This window comes from Pseudoxanthomonas sp. (assembly GCF_051953815.1).
In the GTDB taxonomy this organism is placed as follows: domain Bacteria; phylum Pseudomonadota; class Gammaproteobacteria; order Xanthomonadales; family Xanthomonadaceae; genus Pseudoxanthomonas_A.
In genome coordinates this window covers 19,498-32,274 of the sequence record NZ_JBQCIJ010000022.1, presented here as the reverse complement: position 1 = coordinate 32,274, position 12,777 = coordinate 19,498, and the positions used below count along the sequence as shown (strand labels likewise).

Below are 12,777 nucleotides of genomic sequence, written 5' to 3'. Positions count from 1 at the left end.
GCAACACTCCGTCAGCCCTTGACGCTCCCCAGCAGCAGGCCCTGGAGGTAGTAGCGCTGCAGCAGCAGGAACAGCAGCAGCACCGGCAGCACGGTGATGACCGCGCCGGCCATCATCATCTCGACGTCCATGATGTGTTCGCGCGACAGCGAAGCCAGCGCCACCGGCAGCGTGTAGTGGGCCTGGTCGGTCAGCACGATCAAGGGCCACATGAAGTCGTTCCAGGCCGCCATGAAGGTGAAGATGGCCAACGTCACCAGCACCGGCTTGAGCATCGGCAGCACGACCTGGAAGAAGATCCGCCACTCGCTGGCGCCATCGATGCGCGCGGCTTCCAGCAGTTCGTCCGGAATGCCGCGCGCGTACTGGCGGACCAGGAAGATGCCGAACACCGTCGCCAGCGCCGGCACGATCACGCCGCCGAAACTGTTGACCAGTCCCAGTTGCTTCATCAGCAGGAACAGCGGCAGCATCGCCACCTGCGCGGGAATCACCAGCGCCGCCAGCAACAGCTGGAAGATCCGATCCCGGCCGCTGAAGCGCAGCTTGGCGAAGGCATAGCCGGCCATCGTGTTGATCAGCAGCGAGCCCAGCGTGATGGCGCCGGACACCAGCAGGCTGTTGGCGAAGTTGCGCGCCATGCCGGTGCGCGCGAACAGTTCGTGGTAGTTGGCCAGCGTCGCCCCGGACGGCAGCAGCGGCGGCGGGAAGCGGCTGGCCTCGCCGGCCGGCATGAACGACACCGACACCATCCACAGCAGCGGCGCCAGGCTGACCACCGCCAGCAGCAGCAGCGCGCCGTTGACCGCCCAGGCATGCCAACGCGATGTCCCCACCTCGCGCGGGAGCGCGTGCCGGCTCATACCAGATCCTTCCTGCGCCCCAGGCGCAGCATCACGGTGGTCACCGCCAGGATGATCAGGAACAGCAGGAACGCCACCGCCGAGGCGCGGCCGAGCCGCCACCACTTGAAGCCCTCCTCGAACATGAAGTACAGGACGCTGACCGTGCTCTGCAACGGGTCGCCGCGGGTCATCACGTAGGGTTCGGCGAACAGCTGGAAGTAGCCCGATACCGTGATCACCCCGACCACCAGCAGCACCGGCCCCAGCATCGGCAGGGTGATGTGCAGGAACTGCCGCCACTTCGACGCCCCGTCGATGCGCGCGGCCTCGTACAGGTCCTGCGGAATGGCCTGCAGGCCGGCCAGGAAGATGACCATGTTGTAGCCGAAGTTCTTCCACACCGCGAACAGCATGATGGTCGGCATCGCCCAGCGCGGATCACCCAGCCAGTCGATGGGGGCGATACCCAGGTGGCCCAGCGCCCAGTTCACCAGCCCATAGCTGGTATGGAACAGATAGCGCCAGATCACCGCCACGGCCACCAGCGTGGTCACCACCGGCGCGAACAGCGCGGTGCGGAACAGCGCCTTGAAGCGCGCCACCGGCGCATTGAGCAGCATGGCCGCGCCCAGCGAGACGGCGATCGACAGCGGCACGCCGACGATCACGAAGTACGTCGTGTTCCACAACGACTTCCAGAACATCGGCGCCTGCAACAGCTCCCAGTAATTGCCCAGGCCGACGAAACGCAGATTGTCCGCGTCGGCCAGCGCATACAGATCGAAGTCGGTCAGGCTCAGCAGCAGCGCCGAGAACACCGGCAGGCCGAAGAACACGCCCAGCACGACCAGCGCGGGTCCGGCGAACACCCAGCCCGCCACCGAAGTGCGCCGCATCATCGCTGCGCTCCCGTGGCGGCGGCGGGATGGTCACGCTCGTACATCCAGCGGCGCTTCTCCAGGATGGCGTCCACGCGCGCATCCAGATCCTCCACCGCGCGCTCCTGGCGCTGGCCGCCGCGCACCACCTGCTCGGTCACCAGCCGCATTTCCTGGGCGATGCGCTCCCACTCCAGTACCTTGGGCGTGGGCTTGACCCGCTCCAGCTGATCCCGGAACGCGCGCGCGTATTCGTCGTTGGCCAGCGCCGGATGTTCCCAGGTGCTGCGCCGTGGCGGCAGGTCGCCGATCAGGGCGTGGAAACGCTGCTGGATCGCCGGACGCGACAGGAACTCGATCAACTTCCACGCCGCCGCCTTGCGCTCGGAGCTGCGGAAAATCACCAGGCTGGTGCCGCCGGCGATGCCCGCGCCAGGGCCATCCGGGCCGGGCAGCGGCATGGTGCCCCACTGATCGCGCAGATGGGCGGGCTGGCGCTTGCGGAACTCGCGGATGTTCCAGGGGCCGGACAGATAGAAGGCGTAGAAGCCGTTGAAGAACTCGTCCCAGACATTGGAGATCTGGGTTTCCGACATCTTCGGCGCCCAGCCCTGCTCGAACATGTTGGCGTAGAAGCCCAGCGCGCGCCGGAAGCCGGGACTGCGGAAGTTGCCGCGGTTGTCGTGATCGCGCAGCAACGGGTCCGGCATCTGCAGCGCCAGCGAGACCTGCTGCTCGAACTCGTTGACCGGCATCAGGATGGCGTAGCGATCGGGGCCGGCGTTGCGCTTGATCGCCGCCATCGCCTTCTCCCACTCGGCCCAGGTGACCGGCGGGGTGTCGAAGCCGGCCTGGCGCAGCAGATCCTTGCGGTAGTACAGCAGGCGGGTGTCCACGTACCAGGGCACGCCCAGCAGTTGCCGGTCGACCACGGCGGTGTCCCAGATGCCCGGGAAATAATCGTCCTGCTCCACCACCTTGGACCCGTCCACGTAGGACTGGAGCGGTTCCAGGGTGCCCAGCGCGGCGAACTCCGGCAGCCAGGTGTTGCCGAGCTGGCACAGGTCCGGCAGGCCATCGGCGGCGAACGCGGTCAGCAGTTTCTCGTGCGCGGCGGTCCAGGGGATGTTCTGGACATCGACATCGATGCCGGGGTTCTCGCGTTCGAATTCGGTGACCAGCTCGGCGACCACCTCGGCCTCGCGTCCCATGGCCCAGAAGGTCACCTTCTCGCGTCCCTCTTCCCGCCCGCAACCGGTGGACAGCAGCAACCCGGCCAGCGCCAGCAGGAAAAGACAGCAGCGCACCAGACATCCCCCACCACCCGAGGGATGCCTGATGCGTGCCGGAGAGAACCTGATCATGCCGACAGCTTACTTATTGCGGTGTCTGGTTGCGCGCCGGCGCCTCGGCCTGCTGTTCGGCGGCCTGCGCCGCGCGCGATTCGGCCGTGCCCAGGGCCCGCGCCGCGGCCGCTTCCGGGTCCGCGTTGGCCGGCACCTGGATGGGCGCGCCCTTGGGCGTCATCCAGCCGCCCTCGAAGCCCGCGCGTTCCAGGCCCTTGCGGATGTACGGATTCTTCTTCATCACTTCCCAGACGAAGCCGTTCCGGTAGTTGGCGATCATCGTCAGGATCGGCCCCTGGTCGATGCCGATGTAGTCGCTGCCCACCCAACCCTCTCCCGGCACGATGCGCCCGGCCTTCAGCGGAATGTCGTAGTCGAAGCTGGGATTGAACGCATCCAGGAAGCCATAGCTGGAATACAGGTACTCGCCGTAGCGCTTGTGCATTTCCTCGGTCGCCGGGATCACGATCTCCGGCGCGAACGGCAGCGAGGCGATCGCCGCGGTCGGGGCGATGGTGCCGTCGTCGAAGTTCTCGCGGAAGCCCACGCCACGCGCGGAGTAGTGGCGGAACTGGCGCTGTTCGCCGCGGTATTCCTGCAGGGTCTGCTGCGGGCCGTCGCTGGCGGTCAGGCCCCAGACGTTCTCGCCGTAACCGCGCCACTTCATCGGATTTTCCATGGCGTAGCTGCGCTGGGCGTAGGTGGCGCGGCGGCTGTTCTCGAAATAATCGATGCCCTTCTCGCGCATGTACGCGTCCTGGATGCCGCGGAAGTCGATCCACACGTGGCTGTACTGGTGGCCGAAATGCGGTCCGAAGGTCAGGTACTCCTGGCCCTGGTACACGCCCCACGACTCGCCGTAGGTGCGCGTCCACACTTCCCACGCCTCCGGACCCACCGGATGGCTCGGCGACCCCAGCGCCAGCACGTACAGCATCATGGCTTCGTTGTAGCCCTTCCAGTCATGCGGAATCACTCCGCTCTCCGGATACCAGCCCATCGACACCAGCGGCTTGTTCTTCTGCAGCCAGGTCCAGTCCACCCGCTTGTAGAGCACGTCGGCCAGTTCGCGGATTTCCTGCTCGCGCGGATCGTCGCGATCGTAGTAGGACTGGGCGAACAGCACGCCCATCATCAGCAAGGTGGTGTCCACGCTCGACAGTTCCACCCAGGTCGCATAGCGATGGCCGGTCTGCATGTCGAGGAAGTGGTAGTAGAAACCCTTGTAGCCGCCCTTGCCTTCCGGCTGCGGGCCCTGCGGCAGGTCACGGAAGAACTTCAGCGTGGTCAGGGTGCGGTCCACCGCCTGGGTCCGGCTGAGCCAGCCGTTCTCGACGCCGATCGGATAGGCGGTCAGGGCGAAACCGACCGAGGCGATGCTGGCGAACGGTCGCGACGGAAAGCGGTCCGGCGTCAGCCCGTTGAGTTCGTTGGTGGTGTCCCAGAAAAACTGGAACGTGCGCCGTTCGACGTCGCGGAACAGCGGCGGCAGTTCCGGCTTCTCCGGTTTCTTGCGCACTTCCGCCGTCGCCGCCGGTTGCGCGGGCTTGGCCGACTCGGCCGGCGCGGGCGCCCGGTTGCAGGCCGCCAGCAGGACCACCATCAGGCCTGCCAGCCATGTCCAATTCCGGTTTCCCCTGGCCCCGGTCTGGCCCTTCTTGCCTGTAAACGTTTTCATCTCTAGTCGTTTCTTTTCCTTCAAGGGTGGCCGCGATATCGCGGCTCAACGCGTGGAGAAAGGACGCCGGCGCATCAGAACGATACCGGCTCGGCTTTGCAGTGGCGGTCGATGAACCGCTGGTGCTCGGGCATGGCGTCGACGCAGGCGCTGATGGTTCCCGCCACGCTGTCCATCAATCGCTTCAGATCCGCGTCCGGGACGCGGTCCACCAGCGGATGCCAGCCGCGTGGTTCGACGCCCTGCCCGATCATCACCTGCACCCAGCTGATCTCGGCGAACATCTCGCTGGCGTTGCGGAAGAAGCGCCCGCTGTCGCGGAACAGATCCAGATTGGCGCTCAGGCTTTCCGGCACCGACATGTCGCGGCATTGGCGCCAGAACGGCGAATCGTCGCGCTCGGTGGCGTTGTAGTGCAGCACCAGGAAATCGCGGATGCGTTCGAACTCGAATGCCAGTTGATCGTTGTAGCGCTGCGCGAGCACTTCGTTGAAGCCCTCGCGCGGCAGCAGTTCCAGCAGCTTGGAGATGCCCGACTGGATCAGGTGGATGCTGGTGGATTCCAGCGGTTCCATGAAACCGCTCGCCAGGCCGAGCGCGACCACGTTGCGGTTCCAGCACTTCCTGCGGCGACCGGTGGTGAAGCGCAGCGGTCGCGGATCGGCCAGCGCGCGGCCGTCGAGGTTGGCAAGCAGGGTCGCGGCCGCCTCGTCGTCGCTGATGTGGGCGCTGGAATAGACGTAGCCGTTGCCGGTCCGGTGCTGCAGCGGGATCCGCCATTGCCAACCCGCACTGCGCGCGGTCGAACGCGTGAACGGCGTCGGCGGGCCCACCTTCTCGCAGGGTACGGCCAGCGCGCGATCGCAGGGCAGCCAGTGCGTGTAGTCGATGTAGCCGGTGTGCAGCGCTTCCTCGATCAGCAGGCCACGGAAGCCGGAGCAATCGATGAACAGGTCACCGGCCACCTCCTCGCCCGAGCGCAGGCGCAACGAGCGGACGTGGCCGTTTCCGGGATCCAGCTGGACCTGCTCGACGATGCCCTCCACCCGCTTCACGCCCAGTCGTTCGGAATAGGCGCGCAGGTACTTGGCATACAGGCCGGCATCGAAGTGATAGGCGTAGGCGATGTTGGCCAGCGGTGAATCGGGCGGCACGTCGCTCGCGCCGGTCATGAACCGGCCGCGCCGCGCGGCCAGGCTGTTGAGCGTATAGGCGTCCAGCGACTGCGCCATGCCGGCCTTGCGCGCCTTGAACCAGTACTGCTGGAACGGCAGCAGGCCGTAGGGATGGCCGATTTCCTGGCCAAATCCATGGATATAGGTATGACCGGTGCGATACCAGTCGACGAACTCGATGCCCAGCTTGAAGGTGCCCTGCGTGCTGCGGACGAAATCCGCCTCGTCGATGCGCAACAGCTGGTTGAAGGCTTTGATGTGCGGGACCGTCGCCTCGCCCACCCCCACGATGCCGATCTGCTCGGATTCCACCAGGGTGATGGCGTAATCCTGCCCCAGCACGCGGGCGAAGGCGGCGGCGGCCATCCAACCGGCGGTACCGCCGCCGACGATCACGATGTTGCGCAGGGTTTGTGGATTCATGTCGCGATGTCGGAAGTACGATGGAACCTGCGCTCTCCGCCGCCCCGGCATCCGGAGGCGGCGAAGCATCATTCAGGAGAAACAGCCCGGAAGAAATCCGTCGGCGTTGCCGCGGCACCCGGAGAGAAGGTGCCGCGGCGCGGCCATGATCAGAACTTGTAGCTGACTTCCAGATTCAACGTACGCGGGAAGTAGTAGATGTTGCCGCGCGTGTTGATCGAGATGTCGGGGTCGAGCTGTCCACCGCTGCCGAAGCCGTTGTACGCGTAGTCCGAATAGTTCTTGAAGTTGAACGCGTTCAGCAGGTTGGCCCGGATGGAAAGCTTGGTGTCGCCCGGCAATTCGAACACCTTGGTCGCCTGGAAATCGACCGTGCGGTAGCTGAAGATCTTGCCGCCGATCAGGAACTTGCCGTTGGCCGGCGGAGTGAAGCCCACCAGCTGGCAGCGCGAACCATCCCATGCGTCATAGCCATAGCAGGCGATGGTGTTGCGCGGGGTCGGGGTCTCCAGGACGATCTTGGCGCCGAAGGTGATGCCCCACGGACCATCGATCGAACCCGACGCGGTGAAGCGATGCTTGGGCGCGTTGCCGGACTTCACGAACGGCACGTAGCCCAGGCGCGACTTGTCGAAGTAGGCAAACGGATCTTCCGAGTTGGTGCTGTTCTGGCGACCCTGGGTATGGGTATAGCCGAAGTTCACGCCCCAACCCGAGGCCTTGGTGTACGGCTTCTCCAGCGACAGCAGGATCTGGGTGTTGTTGCTCTCCACGCCGTTGTCGCCGACGATCGTGCCGCCGTAACCCGGGACCGTGCCGCCCCACGGCGCGCCGCCGTTCTGGAAGAACGAACCGTCCGGATGGCGGTTGGCCAGGGTGAAGCCGAAACCGTCACGCGACATGATGCGCTGGATGGTCACGTCCGACAGCCATTCGCCGATCTGGTTGGTGATGCCCAGGCTGAACTGATCGGCGTACGGCGTCTTCAGCTTGTTGTTGAGCATGAAGACTTCGGCGCCGCCACGGCCGGCGATGGCCGCGGCCAGCACGTCCACGCCGCCCAGGTAGGCCGGATCCCACGGCAGGCAGCGACCGGTGCTGGCCGGTTCGCGCACGCACTGGCCGGTGACCGGATCCTGGAACTCGAAGCGCACCAGCGACACCGCCGACTTGGTCTTCTCCAGCGCCAGATCCTTGAACAGGTTGCGATCGTAGGAGCGACCGGCGCCACCGTGGATCACGTGGCGCTCGTCACCGAAGATGTCATAGGAGAAGCCGAAGCGCGGCGCCCAGGCGTCCTTGAAGCTCTTGCGGTTGTGGCCGTTGCTGATGTAGTCGGCCGGATTCAGCGCATCCTTGCCGCCCTTCAGCCAGCGATTGATCCACGGTTCGCCCGGGTTGTCCGGATCGGGACCATACAGTGCGGCCAGATACGCCGGCGAGGTCACGTGGTCGGTGTAGGCCGGCACGTCCTCGTAATCCCAGCGGATACCCAGGTTCAACATCAGGTGTTCGTTCACCTGCCAGTCGTCCTGGATATAGAAGCCGTACTGCTTGGCGTCGGTCTTGACCAGCGCCGACTGGCCCGGCTCGTCGAACGGCGCCAGGAACTCCACCCGGTACGGGATGTTGGACACGACGCCGGTGGCGGGATCGAAGGCGTAAGTGAACTGCGGGTTGTAGGCCTGGCCATCGCTGGAGGTCAGGTCGATGGACTTGAAGCTCACGCCCATCTTGATGGTGTGATCGCCATGCCACTGGAAGCTGTTGAAAGTCAGGTCGTCCTGGATCGACCAGCCCTTCTGGATGGCGCTCTTGACGCTGAAGCCGTCAGCCGGGCCCAGGTTGAGTAGGGCACGTTCCGCCGGTTCGGGCTGGCCGGTGTCTTCCAGCCAGGCGATCTTGCGGCCATTGCCGAAGCCGAACGGATTCGGGTTGTTCTCGGTCCGTTCCGTGGTGACGATCAATTCGTTGAAGAAGCGATCGCCGCTGTGCTGCCAGCGCAGATTGGAACGCTCGTCCTTGTTGATGCGCTGCTGGCCGTGCTCGGGCGTGTCCTGGCCGCCGATATTGCCGGCCTGGGTCTCATCGCGATACTGGGCGCTCAGTTCCAGGCGATCACGCTCGTTGAGGTCCCAGCTCAGTTTCGCGAAGTAGAGATCCTCGTCCAGCGGGACGTAGGCCGCGCCGAAGTAGGACCGCAGATCGGCCGGCAACCGGTCAGCGACGTTGCCGGATTCGGCCGACGGCTGGACGGTCTGTGCGTAGATGTTTTCCTTGTTCTCGTAGGCGAAGAAGAAATGCATCCGATCCTTCAGGATCGGACCGCCCACCGCCAGGCCCCATTCCTTGATCTGCGACGAGCCCTTTTCCTTGTTCCATTCGTTGGGCAGCTTCTCGCGCATGCCTTCGTCGGTGTAGTGGTAGAACACCTCGCCTTCGAACTCGTTGGTGCCCGACCGGGTCGCCGCGGTGATCGCCGCGCCGCTGATCTGGCCGTACTCGGCCTTGTAGTTGGAGGTGATGACCTTGTATTCACCGATCGCCAGCTGCGGGAACGGATTGCCCGCGCTCTGCTGCTGGCCGGCGATGCCGCCGCGCTCGACGTAGCTCTTCTGGCTGACGCCGTCGATGAACAGGTTGGTCGAGCTGGTGTTGGTCACGCCGCTGCGCAGTTCGGCCACGCCCTGGTTGTTGATCTTGAACTGCATGCCGGGGATGGTGTCGGCGAACTCCAGGAAGTTGCGCGTCGCCTGCGGCAGCGTCTCGATCTGGCGCTGGGAAATGGTGTTGCCCACTTCCGAGGTGCGGACGTCACGCAGCAGCGGTGCGGACACCGTCACCGTGTCCAGGTTGGTCGCATCGCCCGCCGGCGCGGAGGCGCCGGAATCCAGGTTCAGGGTGGAACTGGCCGCCACGGCCAGGGTTACCGTCTGCGACGCCCCGCCCGCCTGCACGGTGTAGGTGCCCGGCGGCAGGCCGACCAGGGTGTAGGTGCCATTGGCGGTGGTCTGGGTGCGCCGGACCGCGCCGGTGGCGACGTTGGTGGCGACGACTTCGGTGCTCGCCGAAGCGCCGGCCACCTGGCCACGCAGGGTGGCGCCGGTGGACTGGGCGAAAGCCGGTGCGCTCATCGCCAGGCAGCTGACGAGCGCGCAGGCCAGGAGGGTACGATTGGGTTGCCGCGCTTTGTGGTTGCGTTGCTTCATGGTCATAAGTCCAAGACGTGAAGGTAAGGGCTGTTTCTTGTGCTGTCTTTCCAGGTAGAGCGTCAGGATCCACGCCTGGAATCAGGCGGTGGCCCCTGCAGGCTCACCAGTTGAGTCCGAAGGTGATCTTGAAGGTCCTCGTGGGATAGGCGATGTCGTAACGAGAAGTATTGTTGAGTTGGCGATTGCCGAAGTTGGGGTTGGGAACGGCCACGCTGGCGGGGTTGGCCGGGTTACGTCCTGTGCCGCGGTTTCCATCCCAGCCGGTCCAGTTGTTCCAGTCGAACGCATTGATCAGATCGGCGCGGATGCGGAACTTGAGATCGGTTCCGGTATCCCATTCCTTCTGGATGGCGAGATCGAACTGCTTGTAGCCGATGGTGGTGTCGGCGTAGTACGGATTGAAGTAGCAGTTCCAGGTATCGATGCTGATGCAGTCCAGCGATTCGCGCGCCTCCGGCGTCGCCAGGGTCAGCTTGCCGGACAGGGTCATGCCCCAGCCCACATCCATGATGCCGGTCGCCACCAGTCGATGCTTGGAAACACCCAGCGACTCGGTGAAACCCACGTTGTCCAGATTCGGGTAGTCGAACGAGAACGTGTCGTGGTTGTTGCGGTTCTCCTTGGCGTCGCTGTAGGTGTACGCCAGCGTCGTGCCCCACCCCGACTCGCGGGTATATGGCTTGTCCAACGACAGCAGCAGCGAGGTCAGGCGTGTTTCAACGGCGTTGCGGCCGATCAACAGGCGGCCGAATCCGGGGAGGTTGGCCGGCGGCGCGCTGCCGAAGGTGCGACCCGGCGGGAAGAACGAACCATCCGCGAGACGGTTGCCCACCGAGAACAGGATGCCGTCATGGCTGAGGATATGCAGCAGTGTCACCGACGAATTCCAGTCGTGGCCAAACAGGCTGAACGCGTTGCGCATGCCCAGGCTGAACTGGTCCGAGTACGGCGTCTTGATGTCGTTGTCGATCATGTAGACGGTGGTGCCGTTGTTCGGGTTCGCCGCGACCAGCGCGTCCAGGGTTGCCTGGTCGTAGTAGCTCGGATTCCAGGTCAGGCAGGTCGCCGGCTGGTTGGAGCAGTTGTGGCCGGGCGTGTTGAAGCGGTAGGTGTAGCTCTGGAACGCCAGGCTGTACTGCTCGCGCGCCATGAAGTCGAACTGGTTGCGGCTGTAGGCGCGGCCGACGCCACCGAAGATCACATGGCGCTGGTCGCCGAACAGGTCGTAGGAGAAACCGACGCGCGGCTGCCAGGCGTCCTTGAACGCCTTGCGGTTGTTCCCGGTCGAAATGAAATCGTTGTAGTTGTAGTCGACGTTCGGGTTGTTGATCGGGCCGTAGCTGCGCAGCGCATTGACCAGCGAGGTCGGCGTGACATGGTCCTCGAAGCTGGGGGTTTTCTCGTAATCCCAGCGCAGGCCCAGGTTCAGCGTCAGGTGCTCGTTGACCTCCCAGTCGTCCTGGAAGTAGATGCCGAACTGGGTATTGTCCGATTCCACCGGCCCCATCGTGCCGATGCCGGTGGAGGTGAAGTTGACCTCGTACGGCACCTCGAAACTGCGGGCGATATCGAAGCGGTACTGCGGATTGGGAGGCTGGCGCTGGTAAGCGCTGATGTCGATCTTCTTGTACTTGATGCCGGTCTTGATCGTGTGCCCTTCCCAACCAAAGAACGTGAAGTCGTTCTGGAAGGCGAAGCCCTTCTGACCCTTGTCCTGCATGTCATTGCCGCCCCCGAAATTGAGGACCGCCGCCATGGCCGGATTATTGCCGGTCTGCCCGTTCACCGGGACCTGGTAGTTGAAGCCCGGCCCCATCGTCACCGGACGCGGTCCGAACGACGCATCCTCGTAAGTGATGTGCGCGTCGTTGAGCCAGTTCTGCGCACTGTACTGGTAACGCAGATCGTAGCGGCTGTCCTTGCCGGCGCGGCTGGTGCCGTAATCGGCCGTGTTGAGATTGCCGATGTTCGCAAGGTCGTCTTCCTTGCGATCCTTGATGGTGAACTCCACCAGGTGCGCATCACCGGGCGTCCAGCTCAACTTGCCGAACCAGAGATCCTCGCTGAAGGGGGAGCCGGTGCTGTTGCGGATGAGATCCTGCACTCCGACAGGCAAGCGTTCGATCGGAACGCGGGTGCCCGTGGTCGGTCCCGGCGTCACGTCGCGCGGACGCAGGATGTCCTTGCCTTCGTAGGTGACGAAGAAATGCAGGACGTCCTTGACGATGGGACCGCCGAAGGACGCGCCATACTGCTCGGCGCTGCGATCCTGGACGACATCACCCCGGCGCTGGCGTGGCGTGCGCGCCATCCACTCCTGGTTCGAGTAGTCCCAGAAGAAGCTGCCTTCGAATTCGTTCGTGCCCGACTTGGTGACCGCGGTAATGGCCGCGCTGCTCAACTGGTCGTACTCGGCCTTGTAGTTGGACGTGATGACCTTGTACTCGCCGACCGCCAACTGCGGGAACGGATTGCCCGCGGTCGAATCCTGACCGGTGATGCCGCCCTTGAGGACGTAGTCCTTCTGTCCGACGCCATCGATGTAGACGTTGATGCCGTTGGAAATCTGCGCACCGCTGCGCAGCGACGTCACCTCGTCCACGCCGGAACGGGTGACGGCGATGCCGGGAATGGTATCGGCGAAGGCAAGGAAGTTGCGCGAGTTCTGCGGCAGGGCTTCCAGTTGCTTCTGGGTGACATAGCCGCCCACTTCCGACGTCCGGGTTTCGATTGCGACCGGCGCGGCGGTCACCACCACGCCGTCCAACGTCGTGGCCGGCTGCACGCTGGTCGCTTCGACCGTCTCGCCCAGATTCAGGGTTACCGTCTGGCCAACGGATACCGTGATCGATTCGCTGTAACGCTCGCCGCCGCGCTCGACATCAAGACGGTAGGTTCCCGGAGGCAGGCCACCCAGCGAGTAACCGCCGTTGGCGTTGGATTGAACGCTGCGGGTCAGTCCTGTCGCAACGTTGGTCGCCGTCACCCGGGCCGCGGCATCACCCGCCACCTGCCCGCGAATCGTCGCACCCGTCGATTGCGCCATCGCCATCGGCGCGACGCCCAGCACCAGGCAACTGGCCAATGCACAACTCAACAACCTGCGCTGCGGAGAACGATTCGAGCGATTTCGATACCCCATGATTTCCCCCTCCCGGGACGATCAATTCAAGGCAATGCGTTTGTGGAAACGGTTACATCTGTGAACAAAAAAAATCCG

Annotated in this window: 7 protein-coding genes; all 7 read right to left on the bottom strand. The window is 64.5% G+C overall.

Going from position 1 to position 12,777, the window contains the following annotated elements; genetic code table 11:
* Positions 1 to 11 precede the first annotated feature (11 nt).
* The gene (locus tag ACTHN1_RS05530) at positions 12 to 863 is read right to left on the bottom strand and encodes a carbohydrate ABC transporter permease (RefSeq protein WP_440469957.1); all 852 of its coding nucleotides are present in this window, start codon (positions 861 to 863) and stop codon (positions 12 to 14) included.
* Complete coding sequence (locus ACTHN1_RS05525; RefSeq protein WP_440469956.1) at positions 860 to 1,744, bottom strand: carbohydrate ABC transporter permease; 885 nt, start codon at positions 1,742 to 1,744, stop codon at positions 860 to 862. The genes ACTHN1_RS05530 and ACTHN1_RS05525 overlap by 4 nt, the downstream gene beginning before the upstream one ends.
* Positions 1,741 to 3,030 carry a sugar ABC transporter substrate-binding protein gene (locus ACTHN1_RS05520; protein WP_440469955.1) on the bottom strand — a complete coding sequence of 430 codons (1,290 nt, stop codon included), beginning with the start codon at positions 3,028 to 3,030 and terminating at the stop codon, positions 1,741 to 1,743. The genes ACTHN1_RS05525 and ACTHN1_RS05520 overlap by 4 nt, the downstream gene beginning before the upstream one ends.
* Positions 3,031 to 3,100: 70 nt before the next feature.
* Positions 3,101 to 4,672, bottom strand: a complete 1,572-nt coding sequence (locus tag ACTHN1_RS05515) for a glucoamylase family protein (RefSeq protein ID WP_440469954.1) — start codon at positions 4,670 to 4,672, stop codon at positions 3,101 to 3,103.
* A 149-nt stretch (positions 4,673 to 4,821) separates the two neighbouring features.
* Complete coding sequence (locus ACTHN1_RS05510) at positions 4,822 to 6,345, bottom strand: tryptophan halogenase family protein (protein ID WP_440469953.1); 1,524 nt, start codon at positions 6,343 to 6,345, stop codon at positions 4,822 to 4,824.
* 149 nt (positions 6,346 to 6,494) lie between these two features.
* Positions 6,495 to 9,554: a TonB-dependent receptor domain-containing protein gene (locus ACTHN1_RS05505; protein ID WP_440469952.1), complete on the bottom strand. Its 3,060-nt coding sequence runs from the start codon at positions 9,552 to 9,554 to the stop codon at positions 6,495 to 6,497.
* A 103-nt stretch (positions 9,555 to 9,657) separates the two neighbouring features.
* Positions 9,658 to 12,642, bottom strand: coding sequence for a TonB-dependent receptor (locus ACTHN1_RS05500; RefSeq protein WP_440469951.1), 2,985 nt, complete (start codon positions 12,640 to 12,642; stop codon positions 9,658 to 9,660).
* Between the last annotated feature and the right edge of the window lie 135 nt (positions 12,643 to 12,777).